The organism is Thioalkalivibrio sulfidiphilus HL-EbGr7 (assembly GCF_000021985.1).
Classification (GTDB): domain Bacteria; phylum Pseudomonadota; class Gammaproteobacteria; order Ectothiorhodospirales; family Ectothiorhodospiraceae; genus Thioalkalivibrio_A; species Thioalkalivibrio_A sulfidiphilus.
The window spans coordinates 1,838,504-1,858,331 of sequence record NC_011901.1; the positions used below are offsets into that span (position 1 = coordinate 1,838,504).

The 19,828-nt window shown below is 63.0% G+C and carries 20 protein-coding genes; 12 read left to right on the forward strand and 8 right to left on the reverse strand.

The annotated features are described in order from the left end of the window. Nucleotides 1-11: 11 nt before the first annotated feature. The 3 genes from TGR7_RS08700 to TGR7_RS08710 all read right to left on the reverse strand — a co-directional run bounded on the left by TGR7_RS08700 (nucleotide 12) and on the right by TGR7_RS08710 (nucleotide 3,401). A complete protein-coding gene (locus TGR7_RS08700; RefSeq protein WP_041441366.1) occupies nucleotides 12-1,304 on the reverse strand; it encodes an FCSD flavin-binding domain-containing protein in 1,293 nt (430 codons plus the stop codon). 79 nt (nucleotides 1,305-1,383) lie between these two features. Beyond that, nucleotides 1,384-1,695 carry a c-type cytochrome gene (locus TGR7_RS08705; RefSeq protein ID WP_012638302.1) on the reverse strand — a complete coding sequence of 104 codons (312 nt, stop codon included), beginning with the start codon at nucleotides 1,693-1,695 and terminating at the stop codon, nucleotides 1,384-1,386. A 329-nt stretch (nucleotides 1,696-2,024) separates the two neighbouring features. Then, nucleotides 2,025-3,401 carry a sigma-54 interaction domain-containing protein gene (locus TGR7_RS08710; RefSeq protein ID WP_012638303.1) on the reverse strand — a complete coding sequence of 459 codons (1,377 nt, stop codon included), beginning with the start codon at nucleotides 3,399-3,401 and terminating at the stop codon, nucleotides 2,025-2,027. Nucleotides 3,402-3,648: 247 nt separating this feature from the next. On the opposite strand from TGR7_RS08710, the gene TGR7_RS08715 reads away from it, so the two are divergent. The 11 genes from TGR7_RS08715 (at nucleotide 3,649) to TGR7_RS08765 (ending at nucleotide 14,764) form a co-directional block, all read left to right on the forward strand. After that, on the forward strand, nucleotides 3,649-4,092 hold the full coding sequence (locus tag TGR7_RS08715; RefSeq protein ID WP_012638304.1) for a hypothetical protein: 444 nt from the start codon (nucleotides 3,649-3,651) through the stop codon (nucleotides 4,090-4,092). Between the two features lie 104 nt (nucleotides 4,093-4,196). Continuing rightward, complete coding sequence (locus TGR7_RS08720) at nucleotides 4,197-5,237, forward strand: efflux RND transporter periplasmic adaptor subunit (RefSeq protein ID WP_187148392.1); 1,041 nt, start codon at nucleotides 4,197-4,199, stop codon at nucleotides 5,235-5,237. Between the two features lie 55 nt (nucleotides 5,238-5,292). Then, complete coding sequence (locus TGR7_RS08725; RefSeq protein WP_012638306.1) at nucleotides 5,293-9,078, forward strand: efflux RND transporter permease subunit; 3,786 nt, start codon at nucleotides 5,293-5,295, stop codon at nucleotides 9,076-9,078. Continuing rightward, nucleotides 9,075-9,341, forward strand: a complete 267-nt coding sequence (locus TGR7_RS08730) for a hypothetical protein (RefSeq protein WP_012638307.1) — start codon at nucleotides 9,075-9,077, stop codon at nucleotides 9,339-9,341. Before TGR7_RS08725 ends, TGR7_RS08730 begins: the two co-directional genes overlap by 4 nt. A 388-nt stretch (nucleotides 9,342-9,729) precedes the next feature. Continuing rightward, on the forward strand, nucleotides 9,730-10,218 hold the full coding sequence (locus TGR7_RS17905; RefSeq protein WP_012638308.1) for a sulfur globule family protein: 489 nt from the start codon (nucleotides 9,730-9,732) through the stop codon (nucleotides 10,216-10,218). Between the two features lie 63 nt (nucleotides 10,219-10,281). Next, entirely contained in the window at nucleotides 10,282-10,923 is a 642-nt protein-coding gene (locus TGR7_RS08740) for a ParA family protein (protein ID WP_012638309.1), read from the forward strand. Next, complete coding sequence (locus TGR7_RS08745) at nucleotides 10,920-11,708, forward strand: tetratricopeptide repeat protein (RefSeq protein WP_041441370.1); 789 nt, start codon at nucleotides 10,920-10,922, stop codon at nucleotides 11,706-11,708. Before TGR7_RS08740 ends, TGR7_RS08745 begins: the two co-directional genes overlap by 4 nt. A 53-nt stretch (nucleotides 11,709-11,761) precedes the next feature. Continuing rightward, nucleotides 11,762-12,211, forward strand: coding sequence for a hypothetical protein (locus tag TGR7_RS08750; RefSeq protein WP_041441373.1), 450 nt, complete (start codon nucleotides 11,762-11,764; stop codon nucleotides 12,209-12,211). Nucleotides 12,212-12,230: 19 nt separating this feature from the next. After that, nucleotides 12,231-12,818, forward strand: coding sequence for a DUF302 domain-containing protein (locus TGR7_RS08755; RefSeq protein WP_012638312.1), 588 nt, complete (start codon nucleotides 12,231-12,233; stop codon nucleotides 12,816-12,818). Nucleotides 12,819-13,061: 243 nt separating this feature from the next. Next, nucleotides 13,062-13,811: a GntR family transcriptional regulator gene (locus TGR7_RS08760; protein ID WP_012638313.1), complete on the forward strand. Its 750-nt coding sequence runs from the start codon at nucleotides 13,062-13,064 to the stop codon at nucleotides 13,809-13,811. Nucleotides 13,812-13,870: 59 nt separating this feature from the next. Further along, on the forward strand, nucleotides 13,871-14,764 hold the full coding sequence (locus tag TGR7_RS08765) for an AEC family transporter (protein WP_012638314.1): 894 nt from the start codon (nucleotides 13,871-13,873) through the stop codon (nucleotides 14,762-14,764). 111 nt (nucleotides 14,765-14,875) lie between these two features. Here the strand turns inward: TGR7_RS08765 and TGR7_RS08770 are convergent, their stop codons facing one another. The 4 genes from TGR7_RS08770 to nagZ all read right to left on the reverse strand — a co-directional run bounded on the left by TGR7_RS08770 (nucleotide 14,876) and on the right by nagZ (nucleotide 17,906). Further along, nucleotides 14,876-15,622, reverse strand: a complete 747-nt coding sequence (locus TGR7_RS08770) for an S-methyl-5'-thioinosine phosphorylase (protein ID WP_012638315.1) — start codon at nucleotides 15,620-15,622, stop codon at nucleotides 14,876-14,878. 105 nt (nucleotides 15,623-15,727) lie between these two features. After that, nucleotides 15,728-16,285 (reverse strand): hypoxanthine-guanine phosphoribosyltransferase, encoded by a 558-nt coding sequence (locus TGR7_RS08775; protein ID WP_012638316.1) that lies wholly within the window; start codon nucleotides 16,283-16,285, stop codon nucleotides 15,728-15,730. Between the two features lie 49 nt (nucleotides 16,286-16,334). After that, a complete protein-coding gene (locus TGR7_RS08780; protein ID WP_012638317.1) occupies nucleotides 16,335-16,703 on the reverse strand; it encodes a DsrE family protein in 369 nt (122 codons plus the stop codon). A gap of 159 nt (nucleotides 16,704-16,862) precedes the next feature. After that, a complete protein-coding gene (nagZ, locus tag TGR7_RS08785) occupies nucleotides 16,863-17,906 on the reverse strand; it encodes a beta-N-acetylhexosaminidase (RefSeq protein ID WP_012638318.1) in 1,044 nt (347 codons plus the stop codon). A gap of 245 nt (nucleotides 17,907-18,151) precedes the next feature. On the opposite strand from nagZ, the gene TGR7_RS08790 reads away from it, so the two are divergent. Further along, a complete protein-coding gene (locus TGR7_RS08790; protein WP_012638319.1) occupies nucleotides 18,152-18,985 on the forward strand; it encodes a succinylglutamate desuccinylase/aspartoacylase family protein in 834 nt (277 codons plus the stop codon). A 176-nt stretch (nucleotides 18,986-19,161) separates the two neighbouring features. Here the strand turns inward: TGR7_RS08790 and TGR7_RS08795 are convergent, their stop codons facing one another. Beyond that, on the reverse strand, nucleotides 19,162-19,695 hold the full coding sequence (locus TGR7_RS08795; RefSeq protein ID WP_012638320.1) for a hemerythrin domain-containing protein: 534 nt from the start codon (nucleotides 19,693-19,695) through the stop codon (nucleotides 19,162-19,164). Nucleotides 19,696-19,828 lie beyond the last annotated feature (133 nt).

Below are 19,828 nucleotides of genomic sequence, written 5' to 3' on the forward strand. Positions count from 1 at the left end.
ATGTGTTGGCGTCAGCCCCAGGTGTCCCTGGTGATGCTGGCATACCAACCCCGCGTGAAGATCGCTTCCTGCTGACGCACACCCCTTGCTGCGTCCGCCGGGCTGACACCACCGCCCTGCTCTGCCTGAATCGAACCTTCTTTGAAACTGTAGACGTTGGCCACGCTGATCCCGTAATCCGGCGCGACCAGGCTGTAGCAGGTGTTGGCCGTGGATGGAGCGACCATGTCCTGACCGAGGAATGCTCGTATGACCGCCACGGCCGTTACCTTGCCCTGGCTGTTGGCCGAATGACCTGACTTGGGCATGGCGCCGGCGATGCTGGCATCGCCGATGACATGGATGTTGTCGTGGATCGAGGACTCGAAGGTCAGCTGGTTGACCGGGCACCAGCCTGTCTCGTTGGTCAGCCCGGCATTGACCGCTATGTCGCCAGCCCTCTGAGGGGGGATGTAGTTGAGCACGGTGGCCTTGAACTCGTTCAGACCGCCATCTGACAACGCAGTCAGAGTAGCGGTGTCGATGCGTTCTACCTGCCCGCCCTTGGTGCTGGGCACCCACTCGATCATATCGCCGTAGAGCTCCTTCCAACCCGACAGGAACAGACCCTGCTTGGAGAAATTCTCCTTGTTGTCGAGAATGATGATCTTGGACTTTGGCTTGTGCGTCTTGAAGTAGTGGGCGACCATGCTGGCCCGCTCGTACGGCCCGGGGGGGCAGCGGAAGGGGTTTCCGGGTGCGACCATCACGAACACGCCGCCATCGGGCATGGCCTCGAGCTGGGCACGCAGCAGACGGGTCTGATGACCCGCCTTCCATGCATGGGGTATGTCCTGACTGTGGGCCGCGGTCATGCCTTCCGCCGCGTTCTCCCAGCGGAAATCGATGCCTGGAGACACCACCAGACGATCGTAATTGAGGGTATTTCCGCCACCCAGCCGGACCGTGCGGCGCTCCGGATCAATCGTTGTGGCACGATCGTGTACGACGCGAACGCCGGCGGCGCGCAGGCCATCGTAGGTCTGGATGATATCAGACATCTCTGCGATACCACCGAGCACCCAATTGCTGCCATAACAGGTGGCGTAATCCGTGCTGGGTTCGACCAGAGTGACTTGCATAGCGGGGGAGAAATGCTTGAGATAGCGGGCGCAGGTTGCGCCCCCGGTGCCTCCGCCAATGACGATTACGTGTGCCTTGGCATGATTGCGGGCACTTGCCTGGCTGGCCAGGCTGCCGAGGCCCAGAGTTGCACCGCCAAGTGCCATGGACTTGAGAAACCTTCTTCGACCTGATGACATCATGTATGTCTTCCCCTCGTGAACTTGATTGTTGTGTTGTCAGGATCGACGCATGTCTCATGCCTCGATTCGGACATGGCTATTACATGTTGGCGATGTAGTCAGCCATCAGTTCGAATTCTTCGTCCGTGTAGCCTTTGGCGTGTCTGGGCATCACAGTCCCTGGGCGTGTGCCGTCGCGGAAGGCCTGCATCTGGGAGACCATCACGTCGCGCGGGTAGCCGGCGAGGCTGGGCATGCTGCCGTTGCTCTGACCCATCGGTCCGTGACAGGAGAAACAGGTGGCGGCTAGCAGCGCGCCCCTGCTGGGACCTTCCTCGGCGAGGGCTGTGCCTGATACGAGGCTCAGCGTCAGGGCCACGGGGACAATCAGTGTGAGTGCCTTGAATTTCATCTGGAGTACCTGTTGTGTTTCAGCCAGTGTGGTGGGCGTCAGGTTTATGTTTTTGTGACGCCTGTGCACACTTATGCAAAGCACGGGCCAAAACCCGGGTTAGGCATGGCGCGGATGCGATCGCATCCAAAAATACCTTTTCAAATCAATTTTCTAGAATCTCTTGTTCCATCTGCTGCTGCTGTCATGGATGGCGTCTGCGAGTCGAAACCGGTGTTGCAGACGCTGGAATGCAACGCGCGCGTTGCAGGGGGCCTGCAACGCGCGCGTCGGATGAGGGAGGGTTATGAAGGTGCGCCTGTGGGATGACAGAGCGCGGGGGGGCCTAGTTAATTCGTGATGCCATACTTGACCATCCTGCGCCACAGGGTGGTTCGGTCGATCTCCAGCAGGCTGGCTGCCAGGGCCCTGTTGCCTCCGGCCTCGTCGAGCGCCTCCAGGATGCGGTCTTTCTCACTGCTGATATCCACCACGTCGGATTCCACGTCAGCGGGTAACGTCGCGTTCGCGCCGGCGTTTTGTCCAGTGGCGTGCGCATAGTGTCGCTGGATGTCACTGGGCAGGCTGTCCACCTGGATCACGCCGTCCTCGGCGCAGATCACGCCATGTTCAATGGCGTTCTCCAGTTCCCGAACATTGCCTGGCCAGGGGTAGTCCAGCAACGCCCCCATGGCCTTTTGGCTGATGCGAAAATCGCTGGCATAGCCACGGTTTTCCAGCACCTGGCGATAGTGTTCGATCAGGTGGGGAATGTCGCCGGTGCGTTCACGCAGTGGCGGCACTTCCAACGGGATCACGGCAAGACGGTAATAAAGGTCGGCGCGCAGGCTGCCGGATTCGAGCAGGTCTTTGGGGTTGCGGTTCGAGGCCGCTATCACACGCACGTTCACCTTGATGGTCTTGTCGGATCCAACCATCTCGAATTCCTGGTCCTGCAGGGCGCGCAGCAGCTTCGCCTGGATGTTCAGGGGAATCTCCGTGACCTCATCCAGGAACAGGGTGCCCTTGTGTGCGGACTGGAAGCGCCCTGCCCGGTCATGGAGCGCTCCGGTGAAGGCGCCTTTGACGTGCCCGAACAGTTCGGACTCGATCAGTGATTCCGGGATGGCGGCGCAATTGACCTCGACAAAGGGTTCCCTGGCCCTTTCACTGAGGGCATGCACCATGCGGGCGAGCCTGGTCTTGCCGGTACCGGACTCACCCAGGATCAGCAGTGACGCGGTGGTGGGCGCCACCTGCTGGATTCGGGTCACGACATCCCGCATCCGCGAGTCATTGGTGACCATGCCGCCGTCCTGGATGCTCCCGGACACCTCCTTGCGGCGTCGCTCGGTGATATCGCTGATCAGCACCAGGCGAAGTGTCGTCTTCGCACTGGGCAGGTCCACCAGCCCGCTGTGAAAGCGCAGAGACGTGAAGCCCCCGTTGCGTTCACGCAGGATCTCGAAACTGAGGAAGTTCCCGCTGGGTCTGCCCGCCGCATCCACTTCACCGGCCTCGATGGCGGCGCGCAGCATCTCCTTGTTGAAGCTGATGCCGGGGATGTTTTTCAGATGATCCAGCGGCACACCGCCCTCGATACCGAGCAATTCGAATGACGCCGGATTCTGGTAGATCACCTCTCCACTGCGTTCGGCAATGACGACACCCTCGTCGATAAAGGCCACCACCGCTTCCATCATCGGCAGCAGGGAACGTATGTCCATCAAACTCCTCCGCAGAGCTTTACTGTTTTAGTCGTCTATTAATCAGAGTAGTCACAATTCCTGCCCCGATTCAATACTCCTTTTTGTTCTCCTCTCGCCGATTGGCTGCCAACTGCAACACGTTCGTTGCAGGGTCGCCGCAACATGCAACACAGTTAAATTAATAAAGTTACTTATTAATCATCTACTTATTGATTGGCACCCTCCTTGCATTGCCACCACAACGAAATCTGCAAGGAGACTCGACGTGTTGTTCAGCCCCACCTGGATGCAGCAGTACCAGCGGATCTGGAATGCCGATACCGATATGGTCCGGAGCCTGGAGACCGCCCTGTTCAACGGCTCAATTGCCTATGGGTTCATGGGCAAGGTCCGCCCCGAGGGTTATCTGAACGTCCAGCAGGGCCGCATCGAGGCGGTGTCGACTGCGCTCGCGGACGGCGTGCATCCGGACTGGGATCTGCGCGCCGGCCCCGAGCTCTGGCAGGAATGGATCACCTGCCCCCCGGGCTTGATGCAGGTGGGCATGGCCTTCAGTGCCCGCCGTTTCTGCTTCGCCCGGGGTGATTACGTCCAGATCCTCAAGAACCCCCTGCTTGCCAAGGCCTTTGTGCGCAGCTTCGAACTCATGCACCGGGTGTGTGATGAGGCTGGCGCGGATGCTGTCAGCAAAACTCCGGAGGTGAAGTGATGTACAAGCGCACACCCAAGCATGCGCCCAAAGGACTTTCGTGGAAGACCGTCTGCCGATGTGGGGCCAAGACGCTCTTTTTTGTCACTGTGGTGGGTTTCCTGATGGTCCATTCCGCCCGGGGCGAGGTGCTCACGGTGCAGAGCGTGGCGAGCGCGGATCACACGCTGGTCAATGGTCGGGTCATTCCCTTCAGGGAGATCACCCTGCGTGCGCGCCTGCCGGGCACGCTCCTGCATGTGGGGCCTGAGGCGGGTGATCAGGTGCCGCCGGGCAGCCTGCTGGCCGTGGTCTCCCATCAGGATCTGCTCGCCCAGCGCGACGCGCAGATTGCCACCATCCGCCATGCGCAGGCGGTCCTCGAGAACAGCCAGATCCATTACATGCGCGAAATCTATTCCCCCCGGGGCTCCGGAAATTCCATGTTTCCGGGCATGTTCGGACTCATGGACAGCATGATGGGCAACGGCTTCAACACCATGCTGGGCAACCACCACCCGCTCCTGGACCGCCACGCCAATCTCCATGACAGCAGCGTCATGGTGCATCAGGCCCAGACCGCCATCAGCGCCGCTCAGGCCCGCCTGCGGGAGATCGAGGTGCGTCTCGCGGATGCCATGACCGTCGCCCCCATGGAGGGGGTCATCACCCAACGCCACGTCGAACCAGGTGAATACGTGCAGCCCGGTCAAGCCCTGTTCGGTCTCGCGCACACCCGCTGGTTGAAGGTGGAAGCGGATGTGCCTACGCGTCTGATGGCCGGTGTCGGCCTGGGTCAGGAGATTGGGCTGCGCCTGGATGGACAGAGTGCAACGGTGAACGGTCGGGTGTCGCGCATTGCCCCGGGTGCGGACACCCGATCCCAGACCGTTCGCGTCGAACTGGACCTTCCCGCTGATGTGATTGCTTCCGTGGGCCAGATGGCAGAACTGCGTCTGACCTCTGCCATGGACCGAAGCCATCAGCGTCTTCTGCTCCCCCAGAGCGCCATCATCCAGCGCGGCAGCCTGCCCTCGGTCAGGGTCCAGGACCCGGATGGCAGCCTGCGTCTGCGGGTGGTGCGCCTGGGTGAACGGCTGGCCGATGGCCGTGTGGAGGTGCTCTCGGGACTGAGTCCCGGTGACCGGGTGGTGAACGGTCACTGAGGGTCCGCGCGCGACGTGGACCTCCCCATGGACTCAACTGCACTGCGATGACGCGATGACAGATCAAAACAAAGACACCGTAAGCCCGGGTATTGCCGGCAGTCTGGCCAGACAATTCATCCACTCTCCCCTGTCGCCGCTGCTGCTGATGGCGGCCCTGGCCATCGGCTTCATCGGGCTGGCCATCACGCCGCGCCAGGAAGATCCCCAGATCTCCGTGCCGATGGTGGACATTTTCGTCGCCTATCCTGGCGGTAGCGTGGAGGAGGTCTCGCGACTAGTCACTGAACCGCTTGAACGCATCATGAGCGAGATCACCGGGGTCAAGCACACCTACTCCGCCTCGCGTCGTGGCGAGGCCATGGTGACCGTGCAGTTCGATGTGGGCGAGCGTATGGAGGAATCCCTGGTCAAGGTCCATGACCGGGTAATGTCCAACCTGGACCGCATGCCCCCCGGTGTGTCCATGCCGCTGGTCAAGGCCAAGGGCATCGACGACGTCCCAGTGGTCACTCTCACCTTCACCTCCGAGGAACTGGACGACAACCTGTTGCGCCTGATTGCCCTGGATGTGCTGCATGCGGTCAAGGAGGTCCCGGACACGGCACAGGGCTTCGTGGTGGGCGGGCGTCGGGAGGAATTGCGCATCGAAGTGCAGCCAGAACGTCTTGCCGCATTTGGTCTGGCTGCGCCTGCCATCGCCGAGGCGGTGCAGAGTGCCAACACAGTGCGCCGCGTCGGCAGTTCCGAGCGGGATGGACGGGTGCAGGCAGTGCATGCCGGTGCCTTCATCCGCGGCGCATCGGACCTGGAATCACTGGTGGTGGGCGTCTCCGATAACAGGCCCGTCTACCTGGGACAGGTGGCCGAGATCCGTCACGGGCTCGAAGAGGCCCGGGACATGGTGATGGATTTCCGCCCTGCTGGGCAGGCCGGCGTGCCTGCCGTGACTCTGGCACTGGCCAAGAAGCCCGGTTCCAACGCGGTGACCGTGGTGGACGGTGTGCTGCAGCGCGTGGCGCAGATCCAGGGCCAGCGTATTCCAGACAACGTCGATGTGCACGTCACCCGCAACTACGGACAGAGCGCCAACCAGAAGGTCAATGAACTGATCGTCAAGCTGTTCATTGCCACCGGCGCGGTCACGCTGCTGGTCTGGCTGTTCCTGGGGCTGCGTGCCGCCATCGTGGTGCTGGTGGTCATCCCGGTGGTCATCCTCAGCACGGTGTTCTCTGCCTGGCTGCTGGGTTACACCATCGACCGGGTGTCCCTGTTCGCGCTGATCTTCGCCATTGGCATCCTGGTGGATGATGCCATCGTGGTGGTGGAGAACATCTACCGTCGCTGGCTGATCAAGGGCAGTCCGGATACCGAGACCACCGTGGATGCGGTGCGTGAAGTAGGCAACCCCACCGTGCTCGCCACCCTCACGGTCATCGCGGCCTTGCTGCCCATGGGCTTCGTCGGCGGCATGATGGGCCCCTACATGGAGCCGATCCCGGTGCTGGGTTCGGTGGCCATGGTGCTATCCCTGTTCGCCGCCTTCGTGTTCACGCCCTGGCTGACCCAGCGTCTCAAGCCCAGCCTGGAGAAACTGCACCAGGCCGAGACCAGCGAACATCGTCAGGCCGAGCGTCTGGAGCGGGGTTTCCACCGCATCCTGGACCCGCTCATCGACGACCGCCGGCGCGGCTACCTGTTTCTGGTGTCCCTGGTGGTGGTGTTCTTCCTGTGCACGCTGCTGTTTTACACCAATTCCGTGCGCGTGAAGATGCTCCCTCTCGACAACAAGCCGGAATTCTCGGTGGTGATCAACTTCCCGGAAGGCACTGCTCTGCCGATCACCTCCGAATGGGGTAATCGCATGGCACAGGCCTTGCTGTCCATCGATGAGGTGACTGGGGTTCAGCTCTATGCCGGCACCGCCGCACCGTTCAACTTCAATGGCCTGGTGCGCCACTACTATCTGCGCCAGGATCCCTGGCTCGGTGAACTGCAGGTGCAGCTCACGGACAAGTCCGAACGCCGTCGTTCCAGTCACGAGATCGCCAGTCACGCCCGGGAACTGCTCACCCCCCTCGCCGCCACGGCAGGGGCCCGTATCCAGGTGGTGGAAATGCCGCCGGGACCGCCGGTGCTCCAGTCGGTGGTCGCCGAGGTGTATGGTGCCGATCCCGTCGAGCGACGCGCGCTTGCCGTTCACCTGGAAGAGACCTTTGCCCGTGCGGCGAATCTCACCGATGTGGACAGCTACCTGCAACAGGCCACCCTGAGGACGCATTTCCAGGTGGACCGGGACCGCGCCCAACGGCTCGGGGTGCGTATCGAGGATATCAACCAGGCCCTGGAGGCCACCCTGGGGGGACATCGTCTGGGTGACATGAAGACGGCACATTCCCTGGAACCGGCGGCCATTGTCATGGAGGTGCCGCTGGCACGTCGGGCCGAACTGGGCCGCCTCGCCACCCTGCCCGTGCGCACCCGTCTGGGGGGCACAGTGGCCCTCTCGGAGCTGGGCCGGTTCGTGGAGTTCTACGAAGAGGATCCCATCTACACCAAGGATCTGCGTGGCGTGGAGTATGTCACTGCCGAGGTGACCGGACGGCTCGCTGCCCCCATCTATGGCATGCTGGAAGTGGAGGCCCTGCTGCGGGAGTCCGCGGGTGATGGCGGCCTTGAACAGGGCGGCAGTTTCTTCTCGGTACCCGAGACAGGCACCGGTACGGGGTTCATGTGGGGCGGCGAGTGGACTGTGACCTGGGAGACCTTCCGGGACATGGGCATCGCCTTCGGTATCGCCCTGATCCTCATCTACATGCTGGTGGTCTGGGAGTTCGGCAACTTCATGCTGCCTGCCATCGTCATGGCACCGATCCCCCTGACCCTGATTGGCATCATTCCCGGGCACTGGATCATGAATGCCGAGTTCACGGCAACTTCCATGATTGGCTTCATCGCCCTGGCGGGAATCATCGTACGCAACTCCATCCTGCTGGTGGACTTCTCCAAGCAGAAGGTGGCCGATGGCGTGCCGGTACGGGATGCCCTGCTCATGGCCTGCACCACCCGCACGCGTCCGATCCTGATCACCGCACTGGCCCTGGTGGCTGGCTCCGGGGTGATCCTGTTCGATCCCATCTTCCAGGGGATGGCCATCTCGCTGATGTTCGGCGTGCTGGTCTCCACCCTGCTGACCCTGGTGGTCATCCCTCTGGGTTGCCTGAGCGCACGCCGCTACTTCTGTGCCGGCGGCGGGTCTGCGCAGGAGGGTGTCGTCATCGCATCCGGTCCCGGCGGTGTCGCCACGCTGTATCCGGGACATGACGCCGGGGGCACCAGCAGCGTTTCCCCGGGCAAACAGGGTATCGCGAGCCTGGTCCTCGAATACGGCATCGCCTATCTGCGCATCATCGTCACCGAGACCCTGGATGGACTGCGCCAGTGGCTGGTTATCGGATGGAAATCCATTCCCAGACTCCTCGCCTTCTTCAGGACCCGTGGTGCGGGGCACGCGACAGGTCCTGCGACGACAGAGACACCCGCTGCCACGGCGAGGTCATCACCGTTCTCCGATCCTGCCGAGCAGGGTGCTGACTCCCGGACCGGGGATGTTGAGGAGGTGCCGAGCCAGACGGCGGATAGCCGGCAAGGAAAACCTGCAAAAGCCCGTGCCAGGACGCCTGCCGCGCGCAAGGCCAAGCCGGCCCGGGGGGCTGCCCCGCAGAAGAAGACCTCAACCCCGCCCAACAAGGTCCGAACCAAGGCCGGCACGTCGAAGCGCCGTGGCATTCGTCTTGACGATCCGACCACGGGACCCAAGGACACAGGAGATGAAGCATGAACTATCCATTCATCAAGGGCGTAACCCTGATCGCCCTCGCCGGCCTCATGGGCGTATCCATGGCCGGGACCGTGGAACAGGGGCAGGCCGCCAGGACCGTGGAGGTACCTGTGCCCCACATCGTGCGGCCCGCACATCCAATGGTGCCAGGACCCTATCGGTCCGATGAGTTCTTCATGGTCTTGGAACCGCTGAAGCACCCCGGCCAGGCGCACATGCCGGTCCGGCGACAGGGCGACGATGCAACGGGTAGCGGTTCATGAGTCCGTGCAGGCTGCTTTGGGTTCCTGTGCTGGCGGGCGCCCTGATACCCGGGGTTGCCCTTGGCGGACAGTGGACGCTGCGAGGTGGCGAAGCGCCGAACCAGGCCCGTCACCCGGTTTATGTCAGTCCCGGATACAACCCCATGAGCCCGGTGCATCCAGGAACCGTGGGACTGCGGCATCTCGAACAGCCGGCCGAACCGCGGGGGACTGCTGGCGCTCTTCCCCCGGGCCTTGGCCATCTGCATCTATTTCCCGTGCCACCGGTGATCACCTCCTGGTAGGCGCCAGAACGGAATCATCACGATCGCACCGACGGTCCATCCCTCCCGTCAGGAACGCGTCATTCAAGCGAGGGGTTTCTGATCCAAGCAACGAGGTAATGAACATGGCTCAATCCACACTGAAGATGATCCTGACCGGTGCCGTGGCAGCGACTGCAATGTCCGTCGGCAGCGCCCAGGCCTGGTTCTATGGCCCCGGCCATGGCATGGGCAACATGCTGGGTGATTTCAACATGTCCGTACGCGGAGGCGGCCAGGGTCACGGTTATGGTTATCCCGCATACGGTTATCCCGGTTACGGAGCGCCCGTGTACGGTGCACCGGGTTTCGCCGCCCCAGGCTATGGTGCACCCGCACCCGTGTACGGCGCGCCGATGATGCCCCACTACGGTCACCCGGGTTACGGTCCTGGCTTTGGTCATGGCGGCGGCAATTTCAACATGGGCTTCCAGGGCGGTGGTTACGGTCACCCGGGTTTTGGCTATCCCGTCTATGGCGCGCCCGGCATGCCTGTTCCCATGTATCCCCAGCAGCCCTACGGTGCTCCGGGAGCCCAGCAACAGACACCGCCCCCCCAGCAGGAAGGCAACTGACCGTCATCAGGGCACAGGGACGTGCCCGCCTGTCTGTGCCTACAGGGGGGAGTCATTGATCTGATGAACATACTGTGTGCAAGCCTCAAGGGTGGCAGCGGGAAAAGTACCCTGGCATTCAATCTGGCGGTCTGGCTGTGTCATAAGGACATTAAGTGTCATGTGCAGGATCTTGATCCTCAGGCGACGCTGAGTTCTGTCATGTCCTTGCGCAGGCGTGAGTCACTGGGTCCCGTGCCGAATCAACTGCCGTCCTCAGGACCGATTGGACAGGCTCAGGGACTGACGGTGATAGACGCGAGCGCGGGTGATCCATGGTGTTTTGCCAAGGCGATCAAGATGGCAGACCTGATCATCATGCCCGTATGCCCGAGTCAGGCAGACGTGTGGTCAACGCAGAGATTCATTCGACAGATTTCTGGAATTCGAGGGGACCTCGCGATCGACTGCATGGCATTCATCAATCGCGCGGACACGCATCCTGGGATGTCGGAAACCGCAGAGACCGAGGCCGTTCTGCTGAAGATGGAGGGTATCTGCTACACGGGAAAACGCCTTGGCATGCGTGCGGCATTCAGGCGTGCTTTTAGCGAAGGCGTATCCGTGAACGAGCTGGATCCAGGCAGTCAGGCTGCTATCGAGTTCGATGCCCTCGCCACACAAATCCATGAAACCATACATCACACGCTACAGAGAGGCTCATGATGAAGCGCCTGTTGTTGATGTTGTTCGTTCTTTTAGTCCTCTTAAGTGGTGCTGCGGGTGCGTACTGGGCCACCACGAAGCCGGCAGAGTTCCAGGCACTTCGTGATCGAGTGAGCACCGGCGTCGAGACGAAATGGCTGGCCCTGCGCGCAAGTCTTCCAGGCGGGCGGGAGTCAGTACAGACGGCCGGTTCCGTGACAGGTGCGGGTGAGGCCGACAGCCCTCAGAGAGACGAGGTTGCGGCGCTGGAACCGCACACTGATGGACGTGGGGTTCATCGGTACTCCGACAATCGAGCTCCGGTCAGGACGGTCATGACTATCGACACTGAACAGAGGGCCCCTGCTGCGCTACGACCTGTAGCGAACCAGGATGCGGTGCCGGAGCCATCCCTGAGACAACCCTGGTGGATGGAAGATCCTGGCCTTGCAGCGCAATGGGACCGTGCGCGCCGCCTTGCCTGGCAGGGCGATCTGGAGCAGGCCCTGGTCATCATGCGTGGGCTGGCCAGTGAACATCCTTCCGCCCCCAACCTGCACGGCGAACTGGGCAATCTGGAGTGGGCGATGGGCCATGTATCCGATGCGGCTGCCCACTATCAGCATGCCATGGAGGCCTGGCTACAGGTGTGCCGATTCGACCGGGCAATGATGACTGCTCGCCTGGTGGCCTGGGTTGATCCGCAGAGCAGCGAAGCCCTCCAGAGACGGTTCACTGATGAGGCCTTGCACGCGCGTTGCGCCCAGCATTCTGGGCACGTCCACGGTGGGGAAATGTCGCGATGAATGATACACAATCCGTATCGGTCGATGCCCGCTCTCACGGGATTCCGGAGGTCATGGTTCAGCGACTGAGGCTGGTGGTCTATTCCGCCCTGCTTGCCTTTGTCGTTCTGGCAAGCTTCGGTTTTTACCTGATCTACAACCTCACCCAGGACGTGCGCCAGCTGTCCAGGAACATGGCCGTGCTGACGGTCTCCATGGACGAGAACATGAGACGGGTAGTGAGTAACATGGATCACATGACCGGTTATGTCGGACGGATCGATCAGTCCACACAGACCATATCCCTGTCCATGCGCGGGATGCAGCACGACATGGGGCAGATGAACCACAACGTCTCGGCCCCCATGGGCTTCATGAACAGCTTCATGCCATGGGGTTCTGGAGCGCCGGCCCGGGGCTACAACGGCTACCCGCCTCCCCTGCACTATGGCTATCCCCTGGAAATGAACCCTGCCTCTGCCCGTGTGCCCATGCAGCAACCTGTCCCGCCCATGTCGCGGTGACTCCACAGGGAGATTGAACATGAAAACCGTGCGTAATCTGCTGGCCCTGGCAGGCGTGTTCCTGATGATTCCGGTGATCTATCTGGCCTTCGTTCTTGCACCCTATGTGTCGCAGTTTCAGGCGCTGGATGAGGGTGCCGCGAGGGTGTATCTCACTATGGCCCGAACCGTGCTCTCTTCCGGGGATGCGGCTGAGGCCACGGTGTACAAGCGACGCGTGGAACCCGGTCTTGGAATCGATGAAGTGGAAGAGACCCTGCGATTCGTCGCCAACGAACTGAACGTCAGGAATGTCGGCGAGTTGCCCATGTACCTGGAGGTCCAGGCACTGACCGGCGAAGCGTTCCCGTTCCTCAAGATCTATATGTTCTGTGACGCAGGTATCGCGTCGAGGATGGTGACCTACAGCAGCGCCATGGCGGCGTACCTCCCGTGTCGGATCGTGTTACAGGAAGACGCAGACGGTAACCTGTGGCTGATGACGCTCAACCTCGACCTGATGATCCACGGTGGCAAGCCGTTGCCAGAGGATCTGCTCAAGGATGCGTTGTTCGTCCGGGACTCGCTCAACGAGATCATTGACAGGGCCGCCACGGGTGCATTTTGACGGCAGCGGCCAGTGCTGTGCCAGCCGGCCCGGCCGGCAGATGTGTGCTGGTGTGGACCGACACGGAAGTCAGCCCTGCCCCTGTCTGTTTCCAGCCCTCACCACCGCCCGCCCTGCCGCTCCAGTGGGGCCTGTTCGCTCTGACTCATTCAGGTAAGATAGTGGTCTACTACAGAACCGCGGACGCCGACAGAGGTCAACGTCGGGGTTCGGCAGGCTGGTTTGAGGGAAGACCGATTGATCATGAACGAGTCGATCAGTACGCCGGATATCCACCATGGCCCGCTGTACAAACGGGTCAAGCGACTGCTGACCCAGGGGCTCGCTGCGGGCGAGTGGAAGCCCAACGAGGCCATCCCCAGCGAGTCGAAGCTGGCGCAACGCTTCAACGTCAGCATCGGCACGGTGCGCAAGGCCATCGATGAACTGGCTGCCGAGAACATCCTGGTGCGCCAGCAGGGCCGTGGCACCTTCGTGGCCACCCACTCCGTGAACCGCTACCTGTATCACTTCTACCATGTGATCAACGAAGACGGGACCAAGCACCTGCCCGTCCCGGAACTCCTGTTATACCGGCGCATCAAGGCCGATGCCCGCCTTGCCGCCCACCTGAACCTGGATCGGGGTGATCGAGTCATCCATGTGCGCAACCTGTTGCGCATGCAGGGCAAGCCGGTGGAGGTCTACGACATCTACCTCGATGCCGCGCGGTTCGATGCCCTGGACCGGGAGAGCTTCGAGCAGCGCAAGGGGCCTGTCTACCAGCTCTACCAGGAGCGGCTGGGCCTGAACGTGATCCGCACCTCGGAGCAGCTGCGCGCGGTGGGTGTGGGTGCCGAGGAAGGGCAACTACTCGGGGTGGCGGCCAACACGCCGGTGCTGCAGGTTGAGCGCATCGCCTACACCTACCACGACATGCCGGTGGAATACCGCTGCTCCCTGGTGAATACCACGGGTCACGTGTATCAGAGCGACCAGGAAGCCCGGCCTTGATCTACGGGTCTGTTCGCGGGCGCCGTTGGTACGCGTCAGCCTAGATCGCACGACAGCCCATGAATGTCCTCGGTCTGCTCCTGCCGACCATTGCCCTGGTCCTGATCGGTTACCTGTTGCGCCGTTACGGGGTGTTCGGCCAGTCCTTCTGGTCGGACCTGGAACGACTCACCTACTACATCCTCTTCCCTGCCCTGCTGTTCGGCACCCTGGCCAGCCGGCCGCTGCAACTGGACCAGGCCAGCCCCATGATCTACACCGGCGTGCTGTTCATGGGCACGGGCATGCTCCTGGGTTACGCCGCCCGCTGGCTGTTCAAGATGCCCACGGTGTCGTTCGGCTCGGCGTTCCAGTGCAGCTTCCGCTTCAACAGCTACATCGGGTTCGCCATCCTGGGCGCCCTGTATGCCCAGGATGGCATCGCCAGCTTCGGCCTGCTCGCGGGTTTCATGATCCCCCTGGTGAACGTGGCCTCGGTGTGGGTCCTGGCCCATCACGGCGGAGGCGGGGTGTTCAGGGAGATCCTGGGTAACCCGCTGATCCTCTCCACCTTCGCGGGCCTGGCCTGGGCTGCACTGGGCATGCCGGTGCCGGAGGTGCTCGACGTCACCCTGGGTTTTCTCGGGGGTGCGGCCCTGCCCCTGGGCCTGATCGCGGTGGGCGCGGGTTTGCGCCTGGTGATTCCCGGGCGGCAGGTGGGCGTGGTGGTGTATCTCACCACGGTGAAGCTGCTCGCCGTGCCGGCGATGGCCTGGTGGGTGGGAGACATGTTCGGTCTGCAGGGGGAATACCTGGCCGCGGCGGTGGTCATGGCCGCCCTGCCCACCGCCTCCTCGGCCTACATCCTCGCCGTGCGCATGGGCGGCGACGGCCCGTTGGTGGCATCCATCACCGCGGTGAACATGCTGGCGGCGATCGCCACGCTGCCGATCTGGCTGGCACTGCTGCCCTAGGCTGCAGTGCAGTGGCAAGTGGCTAGTCTCAAGTGGCAAGGAAAACCGTTTGTATCGTGATTTCCTTGCCACTAGCCACTTGAGACTTGCCACTGCTCTAACGCGCACGCGTTAGAGCGTTTCTATGGTGGTCTCCAGCACATGCCGCACGTTGGACATGGCGGCGGCGATGTTCTCCTGCACCTCGTCCATGGTGATCTCCCCTTCCCCGCGTCCGGCGGCCCAGTTGGCGATCACGGCGCAGGTGGCGTAGGGCAGTTCCAGTTCCCGGGCGAGCACCGCCTCGGGCATGCCGGTCATGCCCACCATGTCGCAGCCGTCGCGCTCCAGGCGGTTGATCTCGGCGGCGGTCTCCAGGCGCGGACCCTGGGTGGCGGCGTAGGTGCCCCGTTCCACGGCATCGACACCGATACTGCGCGCAGCGGCGATGAGCCGCTGGCGCAGGGCCGGGTCATAGGGCTCGGTGAAATCCACGTGGGTGACGTGGGTGAGGTCCTGGTCGAAGAAGGTGTGGGCCCGGGACCAGGTGTAGTCGATGATCTGGTCCGGGAAGGCGATGCGCCGCGGCGCCATCTCGGTGGTGATGCCACCTACTGCAGCCACGGCCACCACCCCATGCACCCCCGCATGCTTGAGCGCCCAGATGTTGGCGCGGTAATTCACCTGGTGGGGCGGAATGGTGTGGCTGTAGCCATGACGGGCGAGGAACACCACCTCGCGACCGGCGAGCAGTCCATGGGTCAGGGGGCCGGAGGGTTCTCCATAGGGGGTGTGCATCACCTCGCGGCGGGTGATCTCCAGCCCCTTGAGCGTGGTCAGTCCGGTGCCACCGATGATGGCCAGTGTGGTTTGGGTCATGACGGGATGTCCAGGTTGAGGAGAAAACCGGCTAGCGCGATGTGCAAAGGGTCATTCAGCGATCAATCCTGCGGCATCCTGCCAGGCGTGTCCATGGCGGGAGCGTTACATGCCCTTCACGGCGTAGATGCCCGGGGCATTGCGCAGGTATTCCTTGTAGTCCATGCCATAACCGAACACGTAGCGGTCTTCCACTTCCACGCCCACGAAGTCGGCCTTCATGTTCGGGTCGCGGCGGTCGTGCTGCTTGAGCACCAGCATGGCGGTGTGCACGGAACTGGCCCCGTGCTGGCGGCAGTAGTCGATGATGCCGGCCAGGGTGTGGCCTTCGTCGAGGATGTCGTCGACCACCAGTACGGCGCGGCCTTCGAGGGGGGTCTGGGGACGCACCAGCCAGTGCAGCTCGGCGGCGCCCTTCACGTCACCGCGATAACGGGTGGCGTGCAGGTAATCCACTTGCAGGGGGAAATTCAGGCGGGTCAGGAGATGACCGGCGGCAACCACGCCGCCGGTCATGACACAGAGTACGAGCGGATCACGTCCGCCGAGGCTATCGGTGATCTCCCGGGCCATGCGGTCCAGGGCCTTCTCCACCGCGGCCTGGTCGTGCAGGCAGTCCGCCTCACGCCAGACCTGCTCAGCCTGTTTGGCGCTTACCGCCATGGTGCCACCGCGCCGCGGTCGGTCCGGTTGGCACCCTGCTTCACCCTCATCAGTAGGTGAAGGTGACGGTGTCGTCGTCCATGGCCTCGCTGATCACGTAGGCGCCACCGACGGTCTCTTCGATCTCGGGGATCAGGTCGTCGCCCCACAGGTCCAGGGTCGGGGTGCAGACCTTGAACTTCACGCCGGCTTCGGCGGCGTCCTTGATGAACTCATACACGGACTTGGGGCTGCCTTCCTGCACGAACAGGTTTTCAGCAACGCCCTTCTTGGCCAGCTCGCCGGCACGGCCGGTCATGACCACTTCCACGTCATATTCCATGGCGGCTGCCACGGTGGCCTGGAAGAACGGGGCACCCAGTTCGGAGGGGTTGGTGGGGTCGGTGTTGACCATGACGATCAGCAGCTTGTCAGCCATTTGAGTAATCTCCAGCAGTGAGTCGTGCTTGAAAGAAAGTGCGGCATTATAGGGACGTGTTCCCCGCAAAGCCAGTCACCTTACTAGCTCCGTGGGAGGGCAAAAATCACCTGATGCGGGCATAAATTATAGCTCTGCTCCGGCGCTTTGTCGGTCGGTTCAGACATCCAGTTCCATCAGGGGCGAATCGTCCAGGGCGTTGATCACCGCCCTGGCCTTCTGCCACTCATCGGAGTCCGTCAGCTCCCCCCAGGTCATGCCCTTGCGTCCGTGCATGCGGGCCAGCCGGGCGATGGAGACCGGGTCTGGTTCGTCGTCCAGGGCGTCCAGCACCCGGGCAGCCTGTTCCGGATGGTTGCAGACCAGCACCATGTCGCAGCCGGCCTTGAGTGCCGCGCGGGCCCGGTCCGGGTAATCTCCCATGCACTCGGCGCCGGCCATGCTCAGGTCGTCGCTGAAGATCACGCCTTCAAAGCCCAGCCGGTCGCGCAGTTCGCCGCGCAGCCAGTAGCTGGAAAAGCCCGCAGGCAGGGGGTCGCAGCGTTCGTAGACCACGTGGGCGGGCATGATCCCCGCCAGGCCGAAACGCACCATGCGTTCAAACGGCAGGATGTCCGTGTAGAGATCCGCCGGTGTGCGCCGGTCCACCGGCAGGGCGAGATGGGAGTCCTCGCGCACCCCGCCATGCCCTGGAAAGTGCTTGCCCACGGCGGCCATGCCCGCGTGCTGCATGCCGCTCATATAGTGATGCGCCAGGTCTGCCACCACCTCGGGATTCCGGTGGAAGGCCCGGTCGCCGATCACGCCGCTGACCCCGTGGGCCAGGTCCAGCACCGGGGCAAAGCTGAAATCCACGCCCACGGCGCGCAGCTCGGCGGCCATCAGCCAGCCGGCCATGCGCGCCAGTTCCCTGCCACGGGCATGGTTGCGGTCGTACTGCTCGCCGAAGCGGGCTGCGGCTGGCAGGCGCGTGAAGCCCTCGCGAAAGCGCTGCACCCGTCCACCCTCGTGGTCCACGGCCACCAGCAGCCGAGGCGTGCGCAGGGCATGGATCTCGCGCAGCAGTTCCGTGAGTTGTCCCAGGGACTCGAAGTTGCGGGTGAACAGGATCACCCCACCGGCCCGGGGATGGGTCAGCAGGCGGCGTTCCGTCTCGGTGAGCGCGGTGCCCTCCAGGTCCAGCATGACGGGGCCCAGTGACATGAATGGTTCCTTTCGGTTGGGTGGGGTCGTGACCAGTCGGTCAGGATCGTGGGCCGATTGTAGCGGAAGCAGCGGCGCCGGCGGTGCTTGCTCAAATGCACGATTCCGTGCAGGCGCGCACCACCTTGGTGCGCGGACTTGGCTGGGCAAGCCATTCAGGGCTGTAGAACGTAGTGATCGGACTGGCCCGAAGGGTGCATGGCGCCCTGTGAATGCCCAGATCCTGCACGGGAGCACCCGCAAGCATGTCCCAAACTGTCGAACGCGCCGTCTCTGTTCACGACCTCGGTCCGCGCACCCAGCGCCCCCGCGTCGCGCTGGTCAATGCCGGCGGGCACAACATCAATGCACGCTTTGTTCTGGCCCGTCTGGCCGCCTACCTGCGCGGCCTGGAACAGGGAGATCCGTCGGTCCCGGGCAGACTGCGCCAACGGGTCCTGGTGGTGCCTTCCGGGCAGCCGGAGGTGCTCCCGGACGAGGTGCTGGTCCAGGCGGGTCAGGCCTGGCACCGGGTGGTGCTGGACACCGGCTGCCGGGGCATGGACGCCCTGCCCCAGGTTCGCCTGGGCGCAAGACCCTCCGATGACGAGCGCGCCTCGGCCTGCCTGTTCGGCCTGCCCTCGGTAAGCGAGGCCGATGACATCGGATCTGATGTCCATGGTGTGCCGTGGCTGGAGCACCTGGACGGCGCCTCCGGAGAACGCTACATGGTCATTGCCGGCCATGGCGAGGATCTGCAGCCGGCTCTGTGCGAACGTCTGTTCCGGGCGCTGATCGCCTTCCTGCTGCGGGTGGAGGCCATCCAGGGCATCGAACTGGCGGACGAGGAGGACGACCTGCACTACTTCGGCAGCGACCAGGTGTTTCGCTTCACCAGCCAGCAGCCGGGCCTGTTCGTGTTTCGCCAGGTCCCCGGCCAGTGGCTGCAGGCCGGAGACCTGTTGGGCTACCTCTACGACGAGCACGACGGCACACTGCTGGAGGAATTGCGCGCGCCGGTCGCGGGTCTGCTGGCAAGCCTTCGGCGCAGCCCCCTGGTGAGCGAAGGGGCGGTGCTGGCGCTGATACACCGGCGTTGATGAAGGGGGGTATTTCAGTCGATGACGCCCAGGTGGCCGCAAAGTGTTCAGGTCCACCGGGTAATAGGAAGCATCCGTAGGTCGGGCTTCAGCCCGACAAACGCGGCTCCGGTGGGCAGCGGCAGTCGGGCTGAAGCCCGACCTACACTACGTGTAGTCCTTCGACAATCAGCGCCCTAGAGCGCGCTTCTGAGCCGCTGATACTCCGGATCCGCGTTCGAGCCGAACAGGGGATCCGTGGCCCGTTCCTCGGCCATATCCATGTCATCCCAGTCCTTGGTGCTGATGTGGGTCCGGGCCATGGGAAAGATGGTGGTTTCCTCGAAATCCAGGTGCCGGCGCTGGTGCTGCAGGTAGTCCTGCGCCACCTCCAGGAAGCTGCGCCGTTCCATGGCAGCTTCGCTCTCCACGTCCCGCACCGCGTCGCGAAAGGCCTTGCCCTTGGCATAGAGGGCCTCGTGTTCCTCCCGGAGCCGGTTGACCGCCTCGCGGGTGGAAGGATTGACTTCCTCCAGTCGGGCGAAGACCCGGTCCTCCAGGGGGTGATGGCAGCGATCCCCGTGCTGGGTCAGGTAATGCAGACCGTCATAGATGAGCGACAGGTCCGCCGGCAGGTTGCCGTTGAAGCGCTTGAGTTCGCGTTCGATCAGGTCGAGCACGCGGGCCATGTGGATGTGGTCCTGGTGGAGGTGTTCGAGTATCTGGCTCACGACCTGACTCCCGGAGTATCCGCATTCCAGCCCGAGCGGCATGAAACACGCAATGTGGCACCTATCTGGAGTATCAGACCCGCCCCCGGGGGCGTCAAGGCGGCTCACCGGTGGCTGTTTTCTGCACCTCTTC